Origin of the sequence: Nonomuraea sp. NPDC052265 (assembly GCF_044547985.1) — a bacterium.
GTDB lineage: Bacteria > Actinomycetota > Actinomycetes > Streptosporangiales > Streptosporangiaceae > Nonomuraea.
Genome location: NZ_JBIUBJ010000003.1, coordinates 481,980 through 499,326, shown reverse-complemented (window position 1 = coordinate 499,326; position 17,347 = coordinate 481,980). Strand labels below are relative to the sequence as shown.

Here is a 17,347-nt window from a genome sequence, read left to right as displayed (position 1 = left end):
AGGCGGGAACGCTCTTGCAACGCGTCGGGTCGTCACGCCGTGCGGTGCAGCCGTAGAACGCCCCGTAGGGCTTGCCGGTGGCCTTGCTCGTCCCGGCCGGTACGTAGCGCATCGGGCCGTGGCCGCACGAGGGCGGCCCTTCCTCCCCGGGCGGGTAGTCGTCCGGGGACGGGGCATCCTGGGCCTCGTACGTCGGCGCCGCCTGACGGGGCGTGGGTCGAGCTGGGCGCGCGGGCGCCGGTCGAGCCGGGGCGCCCTGGGCGACCTGTTCGGCGCCTAGCTCACTACGCAGAAGCGCGAAGGTTCGCATCGTCCTGACTGCCTCGCCGAGAGCAAGACCGAAGCTCTCGTCTACCTCGCGTAGCTCGGCAAGGAACTCCGGCGCGGACGGCGCGCGGAGATGAAACAGGCCAACCTTTCGGCCCTGGGAATCGCTCAACTCAAGATCGAGGGCATACGGGTAATCCTCAGCCATGAGATCCTTTCGTAACAACCAACTTGCAAATCAGGGACTAAAAAGAGCGCCGTCACTGCCCATGACTGAGCAGTACCGGCGCACGCCGCATGTCTTGCAGTGGTCGCCCGGGTTCGGCAGGTAAGTGCCGGCCTTTTCCGAACGATCCATCTGCACGAACCATCGCGCCACGTCTGCGCGGGTGAAGCTGCGCAGCGGGATCGGGTCCGTCGGCGCGTTGTTCTTCGCCATGTAGTAGTCGCCCCACATGGGTTTCTCGCCTAGCAAATCCTCGACGGCTACCGCGTAGACGGCTAGCTGAATCGGAGAGCTGGGCAAGCGACTACCTGTCTTGATGTCCCGAACCAAGAGGCGTCCGTGCCTGTCGGCCAGGATCAGGTCAATGGACCCGATCACACGAACGCCGTCGAGATCGAGAGCGAACGGAACCTCTGTGCTGGGTTCGCCTGGCTCGTACTCGATCGGCCGTAGCCGGTCGGTGCGGGCGTAGTCGATGTACCCGGCTACCTGATCGGCCCCGCGAACCATTCGGCTCTTCAGGTCCGTTTCCGGCTTGGTTCTCCCCGGGGCCTGCCACTTAGACAGGTCCGGTTCGACGGCTAGCGCCGCCTCGATCTCCCGTTCCCAGACCTCGTAGAACCAGGTTTGGGCTTGTTCGGGGCTGTGCTCTCTGTACGTGCGCTCCCAGCGCTCTACCGCCTCATGCACCGCTGTTCCCTGGGCAAACCAGGCAGCGGGCGTTTGAGGCGCTTTCGCGACCCGTTCGAGGCGGTATGCCTCGCCACAGTTGGCGAAGCTCGTGAGCTGGGAGACAGAACGATGTGCTGTCGTTGTGCCTCCTAGGTTGGCCAGAGGCTTCCCCGCGTTGTCCACTGTTGAGTTATCAAGCGACTGTCCGGCCGAGTACCGACGCCTGGTGAGAGGCGGTTTCCCCGGCCGGACAAGTCCACTCTACGCCCCAACCAACTTGCAAATGTGGCCTGTTACCCCGGATGCGTTAACCGGGCAGGATTCGCACACGTGCGTACAAACCAGCCACCATTGGCCGTAGCCGCGCATCAACCCGTCTTCCCCCTCGTCAGTGAACTGGCCGACCAGGAAAGCGCCGCGTGGGGTGTGTTCGGTGATGACGCGATTGATTGCGTCAGAGGCGGGCATCCGGAACGCGAACTCCACCTCCACCCCATCGGGATAGAACGTATCGGTCTCGCGAACGCCGTGCGGGAGGTGCTTCACGCGGACATCCGTGATGTCAAGGGGGTTATCAGGTCCCATCGGTCAACCTTGTCACTCGTGCGTCAACACTCTGGGTAAGCACTGTAACCCCGCTTTGCCCTTGGTTCACACGGGGTAGGTGATGTTTCAAGCATCGATGCGGGATCGTTCTAGGTGGCCAGAACGCCGAAGCTGCACGAGGGGCGCATGTAGAAAGAATGTAGGTCCGCTTCGGGGCAAACCCGGGACATGCGAAAGGCCACGGGTTCGCGTACCCGTGGCCTCGCGTGCTCGCCCCTACCGACGCGCGGATCGGCGAACCGGTTTGCCGGTCGCCTTGCCCAACCACTTCCCAACATGGGTTCGGCCGGCTGTTGTCGTAGCCGGAAAAGTGAAGAACCCGCCATCCGGGCAATGCGGGGAAGGCGGGGCATCCGGCTCATAGGAAATATCTAGGCCCTCATCGATTAGGGTTTGCGCCCAGCGGAGTGCGCCGATCTTCCTATGTGCGTCAACGGGCAGCTCTTGAGCGAGACGGGAAAGGTCCCTCAAACGCTGCGCAGGCATCGAAAGCTTGTGACGCTCCTCAAGCGTCCACGGAAGCGCTTCCTTGTGGCTGACCTGCTTGCGGGCTAGGCCGATCTCTTCCGCAACGCTCGACACAGAGCGATATGAGCAACCGGCTTCCTCTGCCACGTCGGCATACCTCATGCCTTGACGCAGCAGTTGCGCTATCCGAATTCGGTCAATGCTCTGAGGCATCCTGCTACAGCCTTCCAAGTCGTAGGAAACCGCATCACTGCGGGGGGAAGCTTCCCGACGTCAATGATCACTAACGCGCCGTTCCATGTCTACCAACTTGCAAAGTGTATCCCGAGATTCAGAGTTTTCGTGTCACCTCTTGAGCACTAACTGTTAGGGACCCTTCCCCTAGCTGGCAGCCTTCCATCCCATGCGACGCCGCAGCTCGTCTGCATGCCGGTTGCCCATCTCCTCGACGACCGGGGCGGCCTCGTCCTCCCGGCAGTCATGGCACAGCCCGTGTACACGACTCGGCGCCTTGCATCCAGGGCACTCGACCATGACGGGAAGCGGGGTGACCTTCACCGCAGGCACGGCAACGGGCATCTTGCGGGTAAGCCGGTCACGGATCAGCCCTACAGGGGACTTGATGTCAGCGGGAAGGCCCGCCGTGATGGCGTGAATGATCTGGTCGTCACTGGCGCCACGGCGCCGCCACTCGGCGACGAGCGGGAGCACTTTCCCCATCTCGGGGAGTCCGACCGTCAGGCGCGGGTCCTGGCGCCCGATGCGGACCACGAGAGGCGCACACGCGGCCTCCTCATCCTTGGTCGAACTCTCACCCTCCCCCCCGCCCTTCGGCGCCTCGACGGGCGCCACAGCGGTGGGAGCAGGCCCCTCGACGGGGGGAAGGGGGGAGGTTTCTTTCTCAGGAGTTTCTTTAGAGGGGTACGTTCCCGACGCCTCGACGTCCGGCTGACCGGTTCCCACTCGACCGGGAATCGGTACGACCTTGGGCTTTGCCGTCTTCTGGGGGATGTCGTAGATGGCCGTCGTCGTACGGATGCGCCCGTCCTCGTGGCGGGCCGTCTCCCGCACGTAGTACCCGAGCGCCGCCAGCTCGTCGAGGGCGGCGGCAATAGCCTTCCTGCCCGGCCCCGGCCGCTCGTCGGCAAGGGTCTTGACGTCGTTGCGCGTGCCGTCTTCCAGCGACAGGAGGTAGGTGAGCACTCCCAGCGCCGTGAAGGACAGTCGGCGGTCTTGAAGGACCTCGTTCCCGAGCACCGTGAAGAACCGGTCTCGGGGAGTACGATGAACGCGCATCTTGGAGCTAAACCCTCCTGGTGCGAGAGCCCCGGGGACCGGCCAAGGAACCGGGGCTCTCTCTATTGGTACGCGGTCAACCTAGCTTGCAAGTTGGTCGGCTGCAAGTTGGTCGTAGGATGCGGACTCCCCCGCCAATACCGACACGTGTACACGCTCCGGACACGACGAAACCCCCGCCGTAGCAGGGGTTGACGAACGTTAGCCCAGGTAGATAAGTGTGTCATTGGCACGGTTTCACACCGGTGTGGATGTCGTTCCAGTACCAGGCGGGGCCGCGGTCGTCGTAGCGGCTGATCTCCTCCAGCCGGAAGGGGATGGTGTTGCCGAACGGCTCGGGCAGCTGGAGGACCGGCGTCTCGGAGGTGAGGGGCGCGGTGAGGTCGATCACCTCGATCGTCCCGCTGCGCACGCTGTCCAGGAAGCTCTGCAACACCGACATGTCATCCTCCTCGTTGGGCTGAGCGCATCCTCCTCCAGTCGGACTCACCTGTGCAAACATCGTCAGCCCTTCAGCCCGCTCCAGCTCATCGTGGCCACGAAGTGCCGCTGGGCCAGCACGAACGCGGCCACCAGCGGCAGCACGGCGACCACGTTCCCGGCCATGAGCGCCGACCACTCGGTGTGCCGGGCCCCGCGAAGGTGGCGTTGAAGTTCTGGGCTGTGGGCGCGTACGTCGAGCCGGCGCTCGCCCTCCCACTCCTCCAGCGGGGAGCCGAGCACCTCCTCGGGGAACCGGACGCCAGTCCTCCTAGGTTCCGGTGCTGATGCAGCAGACCAGGCCGGGGACGCCGGAGTGGCGTGGCCCACAGACCGTAGGAGGATCACGCCGGCACGCTGAGCGTGCCTCCCGTTGCCGCACAGAGTTGCGCGTTCCTGCTCTTATGTCCAGAGTTTGCGGCAGGAAGGCGTCACGCCTTGGTCCACTCCGCGCATCCGGCGGTCTGGAACGCCTTGTCGCCGGGCTCGATGGTGACGCTCGCCGGGCCCGTCGGGGCGCCCGCGTTGATCACCGAGCCGACGGCCGGGGACGTGCTGTTCAGCCGGGCCCAGAAGCAGTTCGTGGAGCCCGGGACGGGACCGGTGGTCCGGTAGGTACCGGGCTGGATGTCCACGCCCACGACGAACGTCCGCATCCCGGCCGTCGGCCCGGTCTGCGCGGGTCCGGTCTGCGCGGGTCCGGTCTGAGCGGGCCCGGTCTGAGCCGGTCCCGTCTGGGTGGGATCGGTTCGGGGTGGGGCGGTCTGGGCGGGGCCGGTCGGGAAGGGGTCCGTCTGCGGGAGGTCGGTCTGGGCGGGCTGCGGGGCCGAGGGCTCGCCCGCGGGCGGGTCCGTGCCCTCGACCGTCACCGTGACCCTGGGGGCGGGCGAGGCCGACGAATCGTCCGCGCCGTACCCCACGAAGACGCCCAGGATGAAGGCCACCACCGCGGCCAGCCCGGACACGAGCAGGATGATCGGCGGACTGCTCGTCGCCCGGGGGGGCTCAGGGGGGCCGTACGTCACGGACCCAAGGGTGCCATCTCCATCGACGCCCCTGTCAACGCCCCTGTCAACGGTGGAGGTAGTCGACGAGCGACGCCTTCTCCGTCTCCAGCTCCTCGATCGCGCTCTTGACCACGTCGCCGATGCTGACGATGCCCACCAGGCGGCCGTTCTCGACCACGGGCATGTGCCGGAACCGGTGAGTGGTCATCCTGCGACGCAGTTCGTCGACGTTGTCGCCGGGCCCGGCCGTGCGGACCTCGGTCGTCATGATGGACGAGACCGGCGCGTCGAGGATCTCGGGGCCCCGGTCGTGCAGCCGCCGCACCACGTCGCGCTCGGAGACGATCCCCTGGATCGTCGTGCCGTCGGTGGAGACGACGACCGCGCCGATGTTGTGGTCGGCGAGCTTGCCGAGCAGTTCCCGCACCGTCGCCTCCGGCGCCACCGTGGTCACGGCGCTTCCCTTGTTGCGCAGGATCGTCCCGATGAGCATGTGCACCACCTCTGCTCCCAATGTCCCCGGCCGGGGCCCGGCTTATGCCGGTCCTCCAGGCAAACAACCGAGTGGGGGCCCCGTCAAGCGGTCACGTAGGCTGACTTGCCGCATCTCCGACGACGTGGAAGGCACCGATGACCGAGCAGCTCAACACCGGAAGCCACGACCTGCCCATCACCCCGGAGCTGGCCGCGTTCATGCGCACCGGCTGGGCCGACACCCGGCGCACCGGCGTGGCCGCGCTGCCGATCGCCCCCTGGGCGGCCCGGCGCAGGGCGGCGCTGGCCGCGCGTTTCCCCGGTGAGCGCCTGGTCGTCCCGGCGGGCACGCTCAAGGTGCGCAGCAACGACAGCGACTACCGGTTCCGTCCGCACAGCGCGTACTCCTACCTGACGGGCGCGGGCGAGCCGGGCGACGTGCTCGTGGTCGAGCCGTCCGGGCAGGCCGTCCTGTACGTGCGCCCGCGCTCGCCGCGCGAGGAGGGCGAGGAGTTCTACCGCGACCGCCGCTACGGCGAGTTCTGGGTGGGCCGCAGGCCCGACCTGGCCGAGGCGTCCGAGCTGTACCAGATCGAGTGCGCGCACATCCGCGACCTGCGGCTGGAGGGCCCGGCCCGCGTGCTGCGCGGCGTCGACGCCTCCGTGGACGCGCTGGTTCCGGCGGGCGGGCGCGACGCCGAGCTGGAGGTGTTCCTGTCGGAGATGCGGCTGGTCAAGGACGAGTGGGAGGTCGGCGAGCTCCAGTCGGCCGTCGACGCCACCGTGCGCGGCTTCGAGGACGTCGTGCGCGCCCTTCCCGCGGCCATCGGCCACCCGCGCGGCGAGCGCTACCTGGAGGGCGTGTTCGGGCTGCGCTCGCGCCTGGAGGGGAACGCGGTCGGCTACGACAGCATCGTGGCCTCCGGCGCCCACGCCTGCGTGCTGCACTGGATCCGCAACGACGGCGCGCTGGCCGAGGGCGACCTGCTCCTGCTGGACGCCGGGGTCGAGACCGACACCCTCTACACCGCCGACGTGACCCGGACGTTCCCGCTGTCCGGCCGGTTCACGGGGGCGCAGCGGCAGGCGTACGAGCTGGTCCTGGCCGCGCAGGACGCCGGCATCGCGGCGCTGAAGCCCGGCGCGAGCTTCCGCGACTTCCACCTGGCCGCCATGCGCGTCATCTGCGAGGGCCTGCACGACTGGGGCCTGCTGAAGGACTCCCCCGACACCCTCATGGAGTCCGGCCTGTACCGGCGCTACACGTTGTGCAGCAGCGGCCACATGCTCGGCCTCGACGTGCACGACTGCGCCAGGTCGCGGGCCGAGGTCTACCTCGACGGCGTGCTGGAGGAGGGGAACGTCCTGACGGTCGAGCCCGGCCTATACTTCCAGCCCGACGACCTGACGCTGCCCGCCGAGCTGCGCGGCATGGGCATCCGCATCGAGGACGACCTCGTGATCACCGCCGAGGGCGCCACCCTGATGTCGAAGGCGCTCCCCCGCCAGCCCGACGAGATCGAGTCGTGGATGAACGTCGTCCGCTCGTGACGCCCCGGCCAGGGGATTCGCTCGGTGCAGGATTCGCACCTTAAGATCACACTTGTGAAGCAGAAGGGCGCCCGGAAGGTCCAGGAGGTGACCGTGCTCGGCGCGGCCACGCAGGACCGGCACGACCTCGGCGGCCCCGCGGCGAGGAAGAAGGACTGACGATCGTCCCCCTGGCGATGGGCGGCCGCCCCGAGGAGGTGCGCGCCCCCGAGACGTGGCTGACCGACGTGGAGCGGGAGCGCGCCGACCGGTTCGTCTTCCCGGCCGACCGCGCCTGTTTCGTCGCGGCCCACCTGCTCGTACGCCTGTGCGCCGCCGCTGTGCTCGGCCTCCCGCCGGAGGGGCTGACCCTGCTGCAGCGCTGCGAGGTGCACGGCCCCGGCCACGGCAGGCCGTACCTGCGCGAGGCCCCCGAGCTGGGCGTGAGCTTCAGCCACACCCGCGGCTACGTGTGCGCGGCGGCCGGCCCCGGCCGGGTCGGCGTGGACGCCGAGCACGTGCCGCCGGGCCCGCTGAACGAGAGCCTGGCCGACCACGCGCTCACCCCCGCCGAACGCGCCCTGGTGACCGGCAACGACGACCTGATCCGCCACTGGACCCGCAAAGAGGCCCTGATCAAGCGCGGCGAGCTCACCCTGGACGAGCTGCGCGCCACCGACGGCGACCTCCTGCCGGGCCGCCACCTGCTCGAATGGCACGCCGCCCCGGACATCAGGGTCGCCGTGATCACCGACGCGCCCGCGAGCCGGGTTCCCGTCCCGCCGCTCTGAGAGCTAGCCGCGGCGGGTGGGGGTGGGGTCGAGGAAGACCAGGTTGACGCCCGGGAAGCGGTCGCGCAGCCGTCGGTCGACCTCGTCGCAGGCGATCTCGACCCCCGCGGCGCTGGCCTCGTCCCGGAAGTCGATCTTGGCGGCGACCATGATGGAGCCCGGCCCGATCATCATCGTCAGCAGCTCGACCACGTCCTCGACCTCGGGCTGGGCCAGCAGCACCGCGCGGATGCCGACCTCGATCTGCCGGGGCGCGGCCTGGCCGATGAGCAGTGACAGGTTCGACTGGATCAGGATGAGCGCCACGACGAGCAGGAGCAGGCCGATGGCGACCGAGGCGGCGCCGTCCCACAGGGCCGAGCCCGACCACTGCGAGCCGATCAGCCCGAGCGTCGCGATCACCAGGCCCACCAGCGCGGCGGCGTCCTCGAACAGCACGGCCTTCAACGCGGTGTCGGACGTGATCCGCACCAGCCGCACCGGATGGACCTTGTACCGGCCGGCCTCGGCCCGCAACTGCGACAGCGCCTTGGTAAACGAGATGCCCTCGATCACGAACGACACGGCCAGCACGACGTAGGACGGCGTGAGGTTGCCCAGCTCCTCGCCGTTGCCGATCTCGTGCAGCCCGTGGGTGACGGAGAACCCCGCGCCGCCGACCAGCGTCGCGACCGCCGCCATCATCGCCCAGAAGAACCCGGCCTTGCCGTAGCCGAAGGGGTGGCGCCTGTCGGGCGGTTTGCCCGAGCGGCGTACGGAGACCAGCAGCAGCAACTCGGTCACGGTGTCGGCGGCCGAGTGGGCCGCCTCGGACAGCATCGCGGCCGAACCGCCGATCAGTCCGGCGACGAGCTTGGCCAGGGCGATGGCCAGGTTCGCGGCGCCCGCGACCAGCACGGTCACCAGGCTCTCCCCCGACTTCTGCTCCATCCGGTCACTCTACGGCGGCCCCGCGCGGCGGCCCCCCGCAGGTAGCCGCATCGCCGCGGGCGTGCGCTAGATTGGGGATCATGAGCGCGCCCCGCTGGCTTTCCCCTGCCGAACAGCATGCCTGGCGTACGCATCTCGCGCTGCACAAGCTGCTCATGCACCGCCTCGACCGCGAGCTGCAGGAGCATCAGCTCTCGCTGAACGACTACGAGATCCTGGTCAACCTCTCCGAGAGCCCAGAGCGGCGGATGCGGATGAGCGACCTGGCCGACGCCACGATCCAGTCGCGCAGCAGGCTGTCGCACCAGATCTCCCGCATGGAGGCCAAAGGGCTGGTCACCAGGGAGGACTGCCGCGACGACCGGCGCGGCACGTTCGCCGTCCTGACCGACGAGGGCTGGGCGACGATCCAGCGGGTGGCGCCCGACCACGTCGCCGGCGTGCGCGAGCATTTCGTCGACCGGCTCACCGACGACCAGCTCACGGCGCTGGAGCAGGCGTTCGGGCCGATCGTCGACCACCTGAAGAAGCTGCGCTGACATCCAACCGATATCGCCTACGGCTCACCGGCGTTCCCGGGCGGTCGCTACGATCCGCTCATGCTCCGAAAGCTGCTGATCGTCGTCGTGCTCGCGCTCATGCCGGCCTGCTCCGCGGGTGGCGGCGGAGGTGACGAGCTCCCCGCCGGGCCCGACCTGATGAAGAAGTCCTCGGAGGCCATGAAGGCCGTCAAGTCGGCCGGCTTCTCGATCGCCACGGAGGGCAAGCCCGACGTGCCGCTCAAGAAGGCCGACGGCAGGCTCACCTCGGGCGGCGACGCCGACGGCACGATCACGCTGGACGTGCTGGGCACGCTGCAGGAGATCACCTTCGCGGTGATCGGCGACACCGTGCACTTCAAGGGCCCGACCGGCGGCTTCCAGACGATGACCCGGCAGCAGCTCGCCCAGTTCTACGACCCTTCGGTGATCCTCAGCCCGGCCAAGGGCATCGCGCAACTGCTCGCCTCGGCGACCGATCCCAGGGTGGAGGCGCTGGAGGGCGGCTCGTACCGGGTGGCGACCACGTTCTCCGGGCAGGTCGTGGGGCAGATCATCCCGGGCGTCACGCAGGGCGTCAACGGCAAGGTGTGGATCGACCAGGCCACCGCCAGGCTGACCAGGGCGAGCCTGCCCCTGCAGAACGGCACGGTGACGGTGACGTTCGACGACTACGACGCGCCGGTCACGATCACCCCGCCCCCCTCCGGATGAGCACGGTGAGCCGGGAGACCTCGACGGACCGCGCCCGCCGGGTCGCGCTCGGCGCGGGCGGCGCGGTGGTGCTGCTGGCCGCGCTGGACGCCTACGTGGTCGTGACGGTCCTGATGGACATCGCCCACGACGTGGGCGTGCCGCAGAACCACCTGGAGCGGGTCACGCCGGTCGTCACCGGCTTCCTGCTCGGGTACGTCGCCGCGATGCCCCTGCTCGGCCAGCTCTCCGACCGTTACGGCAGGCGGCCGCTGATCCACGCCTGCCTGGCGGCGTTCGCGCTCGGCTCGGTGCTGACCGCGCTGGCGGCCGGTGAGGCGATGGTGGTGTCGGGCCGTACCGTGCAGGGCGTGGCGGGCGGGGCGCTGCTGCCGATCACGATGGCGCTGATCGGCGACCTGTGGCAGGAACGCGACCGGCCGCTCGCGCTCGGCGCGGTGGGCGCGGCGCAGGAGCTGGGCAGCGCCCTCGGCCCGCTGTACGGCGGCGTCCTGGCGCTGGTCCCGCCGGTCGCCGTGGCGGGCGTCGAGCTGGGCGGCTGGCACGCCATCTTCTGGGTCAACGTGCCCCTGGCCGCCCTGGCCGCCGTCGCCGTACAGCGTACGGTCCCGGCTCGGCCGCCGTCCGGCGCGGCCCGCGTCGACGTCGTCGGCGGCGCGCTGCTGGCCCTGGCGCTGGCCCTCCTGGTCGTCGGCCTGTACAACCCCGACCCGGCCACGACCGTGCTGCCGCCCTGGGGGCCGCCGGTGATCGCGGCCGGCGCGGTGGCGGGCGGCGTCTTCGTCTGGTGGGAGATCCGCTCCCCGGTCCGGCTGCTCGACCTGTCGGCCACCCGCAAGACGCCGCTGCTGGCGACCCTGGCCGTGAGCTTCCTGGCGGGCGCGGCGCTGCTGGTGACGATGGTGTTCGTGCAGTTCGCCGCACAGACGCTGCTGGACAAGGACGCCCTGGGCGCGGCGCTGGTCCTGGCCAGGTTCCTCGGCGCGCTGGCCGTGGGCGCGCTGCTCGGCGGCGTGCTGGCCCGGCGGGCCGGCGAACGCGCGGTGGCCGTGCCCGGCCTGCTGGTCGCGGCGGCCGGATACTGGCTGATGAGCCGCTGGCCGCTCGACCTGGCCGGCGCGGGCCTGGCCGTGGACGCCGACCTGGTCGTGGCGGGTCTCGGCCTCGGCCTGGTGATCGCGCCGGTCTCGTCGGCGGTCCTGCGGGTGAGCCCGGCCCTCCAGCACGGCGTCGCCTCGGCGGCGGTCGTGGTGGCCAGGATGATGGGCATGCTCGTCGGCGTGTCGGGCGTGTCGGCGTGGGGGTTCCACCGGTTCCAGGCGCTGACCGCCCACCTGGACACGCCGCTGCCGTTCGGCGTGGACGCGCAGACCTACCAGCGGCGGCTGGCCGACTACCTGGCCAGGATCGACGCCGCCCTGCACGTCGAGTACACCGAGATGTTCCTGCTCACGGCCTTCGTCTGCCTGCTGGGGGCGGCCGTGGCGCTGCTCATGCCGCGCCGTGCCCTGCCGGAGGCGGCGCCCGCCCTCGCGGAGGCCGCCCCCGACGCCGAGCTCTGATCGCCGATCAGGCCGGGCCGCCGGTCAGGGGGACAGGCGGTGCAGGTCGCGGGGGAAGGCGGTGGTCTGGCGGATGTTGGCGGCGCCGGTCAGCCGGGCCGTCCAGCGTTCCAGGCCGAGCGCGAACCCGCCGTGCGGCGGCATCCCGTACCGGAACGCCTGGAGGTAGCCCTCGTACGGCTCCACGTCCCCGTCCAGGGCCTGGACGTAGTCCTCGTACCGGTGCAGCCGCTGGCCGCCGGTCACCAGCTCCAGGCCCCTGAACAGCAGGTCGAACCCGTTGGAGTAGCCCGGCCTGGCCGGGTCGGGATGGGTGTAGAACGGCCGCTTGGACATCGGGTAACCGGTGACGAACAGGAACTCCGACCCGTGCTCGCGCAGCGCCCACTCCGACAGCCACCGTTCCTGGGCCGGTGACAGGTCGGGCTCGTCCTGGCCGGTCAGCCGCTGGGCCTCGGTGAAGTGCACGGCCGGGATCTCGGCGGGCACGGCGGGCAGCACGGCCCCGGCCACCTCGACGGCGGACGCGGCCCGGCGGCGCACGGACTCGACCATGCCCGCGACGACCTCCCGCAGCACGGCCATCACGTCCCGGTGGTCGATCACGAAGCCCAGCTCGGCGTCAAGGCTGGTGTACTGGGCCAGGTGGCGTACGGTGTCGTGCGGCTCGGCGCGGAAGACCGGCCCGACCTCGTAGACCCGCTCGAACACCCCGACCATCGTCTGCTTGTAGAACTGCGGCGACTGCGCGAGGTAGGCGCGGCGGCCGAAGTAGTCGATGCCGAAGACGTTCGCGCCGGACTCGGTGGCCGAGGCCACGATCTTGGGCGTGTGGATCTCGGTGAACCCGAGCCCGTCCAGCGCCTCGCGGAACCCGGCCACGCTCGCCGCCGAGATCTCCAGCGGCGCCCGCAGCAGCGGGTGCCGCAGCGCGACGGGCGCGTGGTCGAGGACCGTCGGCAGCGTCGCGGCCACGACGGGCCGGTAGAGGTCGAACGGCGGCGCCTGGGCGGGTTCGGCCAGGACCTCGATCTCCGGCCCGGTCAGCTCGACCCCGCCCGGCGCCCGCCCGGCCGGGGTCACGGTGCCGGTGACCCGGACGACGCTCTCCTCCGGCGGCAGCTCGCCGGACGCGCTGACGACCTGCGCCAGCCCGGCACGGTCGCGTACGACCAGGAAGGAGACGGATTTCAGGTGCCGGCGGCGATGGACCCAGCCGGCGATCGTCACTCGTTGGCCGGCGTGCTCAGCGAGCGCCGCCGACAGGACACGAGAGATCATTACAGCTCCTCTGCAGGAAATGCATGACCCCTTGGGAGTGCGGGGGAGAAGGGAGCTCCCGGTGCCACCGCACTTTCGCCGCCCGCGAGGGGCGGCCTCCACGACCCGATGACGGGGGTCAGACGGCGGGGCATTGCCTCCCCGCACTCGGGAGTGTCTTCACCAGCGGACACGGGACCGCCTTCACAGCTACCGGCGGCTCTCTGGGCCCGTGCGGCCCGCTGGTTACTCGTCTCCGTCCACGCGTTGCCGTAGATGATACGGCAACGCCGCTACTTGTCCTTCTTGGCGCGCTTCTCCCGGATCTTCATCGTGACGTCGATCGGCGACCCGGCGAACCCGAACTCCTCGCGGATGCGCCGCTCGATGAAGCGCCGGTAGGTGTCCTCCAGCCAGCCGGAGGTGAACAGCACGAACTTCGGCGGCTCGACGGACGCCTGCGTGGCGAACAGGATCTTCGGCTGCTTGCCGCCCCGCACGGGCGGCGGCGTGGCGTGCACCAGCTCGGTCAGGAACGCGTTGAGGCGCGCCGTCGGCACCCGGGTGGACCAGGAGTCGAGCGCCTTCTCCAGCGCGGGCACCAGCCGGTCCATGTGGCGGCCGGTCTTGGCGGAGATGTTCACCCGCAGCGCCCACGGGGTGCGCACGAGCTGCCGGTCGATCTCCTTCTCCAGGTAGTAGCGGCGGTCCTCGTCGACGAGGTCCCACTTGTTGAACGCCACCACCATGGCCCGCCCGGACTCGATCACCAGGCCGATGATCCGCAGGTCCTGCTCGGTCAGCGGCTCGCTGGCGTCGATCAGCACGATCGCCACCTCCGAGCGCTCCAGGGCGGCGCGGGTGCGCATGGCCGCGTAGAAGTCGGCCCCCTGCAGCTCGCGGTCGCGCCGCCGGATGCCGGCGGTGTCGACGAAGCGCCAGGTGCGCCCGCCCAGCTCGATCAGCTCGTCGACCGGGTCGCGGGTGGTGCCCGCCATCGGGTCGACCAGCACCCGCTCCTCCCCCGCCAGCTTGTTGAGCAGCGAGGACTTGCCCACGTTGGGCTTGCCGAGCAGCGCCACGCGGGCCGGGCCGCGCTCGCCGCCGAAGGTCACCTGTGGCGTCTCGGGCAGCGCGTCGAGCACCACGTCGAGCAGGTCGCCGCTGGAACGGCCGTGCAGCGCGGAGACCGGGTAGGGCTCGCCGAGCCCGAGCGCCCACAGCGCGGCGGCCTCCAGCTCCAGTTGCTGGTTGTCGACCTTGTTGGCGGCCAGGATCACCGGCTTGCCCGACTGGCGCAGCACCGCGCCCACGATCTCGTCGGCGTCGGTGGCGCCCACGGTGGCGTCGACCACGAACACGATCACGTCGGCCAGCTCGACCGCGACCTGGGCCTGCTCGGCGATGCGCAGGTTCATGCCGGTGGCCTCAGGGTCCCAGCCGCCGGTGTCGACCACGGTGAAGCGGCGGCCACGCCAGTTGGCGTCGTAGGTGACGCGGTCGCGGGTGACGCCCGGCACGTCTTCCACGACCGCCTCGCGGCGGCCGATGATGCGGTTGACCAGCGTGGACTTGCCCACGTTGGGGCGGCCCACGATGGCGACGACCGGCATGGGCGTGGTGTCGCCGTGCTCGGTGACTTCCAGCTCGTCGAGGTCAGCCTCGACCCAATCCCCCGTTGACATGATTGTTCATCCTTAGGTGAGTACCGCACCTGGAGGTCAGGTGCGCTCCTTGACCAGCCTCAGCACCTCCGCGATGACCTCTTCGAGGTTGAGCGCGGTGGTGTCGAGCTCGACGGCGCCATCCGCCATCGAGAGTGGGTCGGTCTTACGTGTCGAGTCCAGGGTGTCACGCCGCTCCATGGCGGCCTGCTGCGCCTCCACCGTGGAGCCGCCCAGCTCCGCGCTCCTGCGGCGGGCACGGGCCTCGGCGCTGGCCGTCAGGTAGACCTTGACGGGCGCGTCGGGGCAGACGACCTTGCCGATGTCGCGGCCCTCGACCACGATGTCACCGGCGCCGGCGATCTCCCGCTGCAGCGCGACCAGCAGCCTGCGCACCTCGGGGACGGCGGCGACGGCGGAGACCGCGCCGGTCACGTCGGCCTCCCGGATGGGCCCGCCCACGTCGAGGCCGTCGACCTGGATCGTGGGGCCCTCGGGGTCGGTGCCGGAGACGATGGACGGCTCGCCGCAACGGGCCGCGATCGCCTCGGGATCGGCCAGGTCGACGCCCTGCCGGAGCATCCACCACGTCATCGCCCGGTACATGGCCCCGGTGTCGAGGTAACGCAGGCCCAGCGCACGGGCGACCCCGCGCGACACGCTCGACTTGCCCGACCCCGAAGGACCGTCCATGGCGACGACCAGACCGGACACGGCCTCTCCCTCTTCACGTGTGTTTCCCCAACCTGAAGAGGCTACCGCCTCCGGTCAGTCCGCGATCCAGCTCCCGTGGAAGCCGAGCGGGACCCTGGCGGGCAGGTGCACGGTGGCCACCGGCTCGCCGGTGAAGTCCTGGGCCGACAGGATCACCAGGTCGGCCGCCCCCCTGGCCGGGTCGTTGACGTAGGTGAGCAGGTAACCGTCGTCCTCGGCGGCGCCGGAGGGCACGAACACCGGCTCCCCCACGTACGCGCCCCGCCCGAACCGCCGCGTCTCCTGCGTGCCGCGCTCCAGGTCGTGCTTGACGAGCGTGTTGTCGAACGCCTCGTCGGGCAGGTCCTCCAGCTCGGCGCCGGCCGGGTAGAGCACGTCGTGCAGGTCGGCGGCGGCCGAGGTGTAGCCGTAGCGGTACGGGCTGCCGGTGCGGCGCTCGTCGATGCGCGGGAACTCCTGGGGGCGGTCGTCCAGGCGGGTGGCGCCGACCCGGCCGGCGGCGGGGTCGACGCGCCACCGGTCGAGCGTGGGCGCGCCGCCCAGGTCGAGCCGGGCGTCCACGAACCGCTTGGGGTAGCGGACGACGTCCACCACGACCTCGTCGCCGTCGTCGTAGGCGTTGAGCGTGTGGAAGACCCAGCAGGGGTCGATCTCCACCCAGCGCACGTCGCCGGTCTCGCGCGAGAGCAGGCCGAGCCTGGCCGGGCGGGCGTCGTCCCAGGCGTACGGGAGCGGCGCGCCGCGCTCGGCGTGGGCCATGCTGAGCGTGACCGGCAGATCGTAGATCACCACGTATCGGCGGGTCAGCGCGAAGTCGTGCAGCATCGGGCGGTCGGCGACGGGGATGTCCCTGACCTGGGCCACCACGCCCTTGGGGTCGATCACGATGTGCTGGTGGTGGTCCCAGCCGGCGAAGTAGGCCATCGCGTGCAGCTCGCCGGTGACCGGGTCGAGGTGGGTGTGGGCGGCGTACCCGCCGGGCAGGCCGCCGACGAAGTCGCACGCGCCGACCGTGTCGAGCTCGTAGCTCAGCTCGTACGGCAGCCCGCCCGCCTCGACGGTCGCGAACGTGCGCCCGGCGATGCCGATGACGTGCGTGTTGGCGGCGAAGTCCATGCCCGCGTGCACCGGGCCCGGCGCCGGCGTCTCGCCCAGCCGCCGGGCGACCTCGGCGTTGCGCACCCACCGGTTGCGGTACCACTCGGCCCGCCCGCCGCGCAGCCGCACGCCGTGGACCATGCCCTGCCCCATGAACAGGTGGGTGGCGGCCGGGTCGTCGAGGCTGAGCGGGTTGGGCCCGTTGCGCAGGTAGCGGCCGTCGAGCTCGGCGGGGATGCGGCCGGTGACCTCCAGGTCGAAGGCCGTGATCTCCTCCGTCGCGGGTGCGAAGCCGTTGCGGAAGGGGGTGGTGGTCATCGTGCGCTTCCTCTCAGGTCAGGAACGGCGTGAGCACGGAGGTGTAGAGCAGCCGGTAGCGCTGTTCGGCCTCGGCGCTGTCGAAGAAGCCGGAGATCTCCAGGCTCACGGCGCCGTGGATCGCCATCCACAGCACGTCGGCCATCTCGCCGGCGGCGGCCCCGCGCAGCCGTCCGGCGTCCAGGCAGGCGGCCACGGCCTCGACCAGGATGTCGAAGGTCCGCCGCCCGGCCGTGACGGCGTCGGGGCCGGGCTGGAAGCCGTGCATCGCGTTCTGGAACATGACCCGGTAGTAGTCGGGCTCGTCCAGCGCGTACTGGCGGTAGGCCGAGAGGCCCGCGTGCAGCGCCTGGAGCGGGTCCTCCTGGGCGGGGACGGCCAGCAGCCGGGCCTCCAGCCGGGCGAAGCCCTCCAGCCACAGCGCCTCGCTGAGGCCGTCCTTGCCGCCGAAGAGGGTGTAGATCACCTTCGTGGAGCAGCCGACCTCGCCGGAGATGCGCCGTACGGTGAGCGCCGCCGGGCCCTCGGCGACGAGCAGGCTCTTCGCGGCGTCGAGGATGGCCGACCTGACCACGCTCTGGCCTTCCTGCTGGGCTTGCCGGTACGCGGTGACCGCCATCTGAGTAACACCGTTTCTTGTCGGTAACGCTGTTACCGACCTTTGTACGCCTCCCCCGGCCCACCGTCAATGCCTCTCACGAGGAGTAAGCGGGCCTGCCCAGGTAAGAGGT

Annotated in this window: 19 protein-coding genes; 5 read left to right on the top strand and 14 right to left on the bottom strand. The window is 70.3% G+C overall.

Annotation, left to right across the window (positions count from 1 at the left end; translation table 11 throughout):
- Positions 1-505 precede the first annotated feature (505 nt).
- The 8 genes from ACIHAD_RS11805 to ACIHAD_RS11770 all read right to left on the bottom strand — a co-directional run bounded on the left by ACIHAD_RS11805 (position 506) and on the right by ACIHAD_RS11770 (position 5,515).
- Positions 506-1,348, bottom strand: coding sequence for a PD-(D/E)XK nuclease family protein (locus ACIHAD_RS11805; RefSeq protein ID WP_397354324.1), 843 nt, complete (start codon positions 1,346-1,348; stop codon positions 506-508).
- A 78-nt stretch (positions 1,349-1,426) separates the two neighbouring features.
- Complete coding sequence (locus ACIHAD_RS11800) at positions 1,427-1,711, bottom strand: hypothetical protein (protein ID WP_397354323.1); 285 nt, start codon at positions 1,709-1,711, stop codon at positions 1,427-1,429.
- A gap of 276 nt (positions 1,712-1,987) precedes the next feature.
- Positions 1,988-2,452: a helix-turn-helix domain-containing protein gene (locus ACIHAD_RS11795; protein WP_397354322.1), complete on the bottom strand. Its 465-nt coding sequence runs from the start codon at positions 2,450-2,452 to the stop codon at positions 1,988-1,990.
- Positions 2,453-2,620: 168 nt separating this feature from the next.
- Entirely contained in the window at positions 2,621-3,442 is an 822-nt protein-coding gene (locus ACIHAD_RS11790) for a hypothetical protein (RefSeq protein WP_397354321.1), read from the bottom strand.
- Positions 3,443-3,758: 316 nt separating this feature from the next.
- Positions 3,759-3,977: a hypothetical protein gene (locus ACIHAD_RS11785; RefSeq protein ID WP_397354320.1), complete on the bottom strand. Its 219-nt coding sequence runs from the start codon at positions 3,975-3,977 to the stop codon at positions 3,759-3,761.
- Between the two features lie 62 nt (positions 3,978-4,039).
- Entirely contained in the window at positions 4,040-4,258 is a 219-nt protein-coding gene (locus tag ACIHAD_RS11780) for a hypothetical protein (protein WP_397354319.1), read from the bottom strand.
- A gap of 188 nt (positions 4,259-4,446) precedes the next feature.
- Positions 4,447-5,040, bottom strand: coding sequence for a hypothetical protein (locus tag ACIHAD_RS11775; protein ID WP_397354318.1), 594 nt, complete (start codon positions 5,038-5,040; stop codon positions 4,447-4,449).
- A gap of 46 nt (positions 5,041-5,086) precedes the next feature.
- Positions 5,087-5,515, bottom strand: coding sequence for a CBS domain-containing protein (locus tag ACIHAD_RS11770; RefSeq protein WP_397354317.1), 429 nt, complete (start codon positions 5,513-5,515; stop codon positions 5,087-5,089).
- 137 nt (positions 5,516-5,652) lie between these two features.
- Here ACIHAD_RS11770 and ACIHAD_RS11765 point away from each other — a divergent pair, with 137 nt between their 5' ends.
- Together ACIHAD_RS11765 and ACIHAD_RS11760 are read left to right on the top strand one after the other, a co-directional pair.
- Positions 5,653-7,047: an aminopeptidase P family protein gene (locus ACIHAD_RS11765; RefSeq protein ID WP_397354316.1), complete on the top strand. Its 1,395-nt coding sequence runs from the start codon at positions 5,653-5,655 to the stop codon at positions 7,045-7,047.
- A 176-nt stretch (positions 7,048-7,223) separates the two neighbouring features.
- Complete coding sequence (locus ACIHAD_RS11760; protein ID WP_397354315.1) at positions 7,224-7,817, top strand: 4'-phosphopantetheinyl transferase family protein; 594 nt, start codon at positions 7,224-7,226, stop codon at positions 7,815-7,817.
- Between the two features lie 3 nt (positions 7,818-7,820).
- On the opposite strand, the gene ACIHAD_RS11755 is transcribed toward ACIHAD_RS11760, so the two are convergent.
- Positions 7,821-8,747: a cation diffusion facilitator family transporter gene (locus tag ACIHAD_RS11755; protein WP_397354314.1), complete on the bottom strand. Its 927-nt coding sequence runs from the start codon at positions 8,745-8,747 to the stop codon at positions 7,821-7,823.
- Between the two features lie 80 nt (positions 8,748-8,827).
- Here ACIHAD_RS11755 and ACIHAD_RS11750 point away from each other — a divergent pair, with 80 nt between their 5' ends.
- The 3 genes from ACIHAD_RS11750 to ACIHAD_RS11740 are packed head-to-tail and all read left to right on the top strand — an operon-like array spanning position 8,828 to position 11,562.
- The gene (locus ACIHAD_RS11750; RefSeq protein WP_397354313.1) at positions 8,828-9,286 is read left to right on the top strand and encodes a MarR family winged helix-turn-helix transcriptional regulator; all 459 of its coding nucleotides are present in this window, start codon (positions 8,828-8,830) and stop codon (positions 9,284-9,286) included.
- Between the two features lie 60 nt (positions 9,287-9,346).
- Positions 9,347-10,000 (top strand): LppX_LprAFG lipoprotein, encoded by a 654-nt coding sequence (locus ACIHAD_RS11745; RefSeq protein ID WP_397354312.1) that lies wholly within the window; start codon positions 9,347-9,349, stop codon positions 9,998-10,000.
- Complete coding sequence (locus tag ACIHAD_RS11740) at positions 9,997-11,562, top strand: MFS transporter (RefSeq protein ID WP_397354311.1); 1,566 nt, start codon at positions 9,997-9,999, stop codon at positions 11,560-11,562. Before ACIHAD_RS11745 ends, ACIHAD_RS11740 begins: the two co-directional genes overlap by 4 nt.
- A 24-nt stretch (positions 11,563-11,586) precedes the next feature.
- On the opposite strand, the gene aspS is transcribed toward ACIHAD_RS11740, so the two are convergent.
- The 5 genes from aspS to ACIHAD_RS11715 form a co-directional block, all read right to left on the bottom strand.
- Positions 11,587-12,843 carry an aspartate--tRNA(Asn) ligase gene (aspS, locus tag ACIHAD_RS11735; protein ID WP_397354310.1) on the bottom strand — a complete coding sequence of 419 codons (1,257 nt, stop codon included), beginning with the start codon at positions 12,841-12,843 and terminating at the stop codon, positions 11,587-11,589.
- 272 nt (positions 12,844-13,115) lie between these two features.
- The gene (gene der / locus ACIHAD_RS11730; RefSeq protein WP_397354309.1) at positions 13,116-14,507 is read right to left on the bottom strand and encodes a ribosome biogenesis GTPase Der; all 1,392 of its coding nucleotides are present in this window, start codon (positions 14,505-14,507) and stop codon (positions 13,116-13,118) included.
- Positions 14,508-14,543: 36 nt separating this feature from the next.
- Complete coding sequence (gene cmk / locus ACIHAD_RS11725; RefSeq protein ID WP_397354308.1) at positions 14,544-15,200, bottom strand: (d)CMP kinase; 657 nt, start codon at positions 15,198-15,200, stop codon at positions 14,544-14,546.
- 54 nt (positions 15,201-15,254) lie between these two features.
- Entirely contained in the window at positions 15,255-16,616 is a 1,362-nt protein-coding gene (locus tag ACIHAD_RS11720) for a carotenoid oxygenase family protein (protein WP_397354307.1), read from the bottom strand.
- A 13-nt stretch (positions 16,617-16,629) separates the two neighbouring features.
- The gene (locus tag ACIHAD_RS11715) at positions 16,630-17,235 is read right to left on the bottom strand and encodes a TetR/AcrR family transcriptional regulator (protein WP_397354306.1); all 606 of its coding nucleotides are present in this window, start codon (positions 17,233-17,235) and stop codon (positions 16,630-16,632) included.
- Positions 17,236-17,347: the final 112 nt, after the last annotated feature.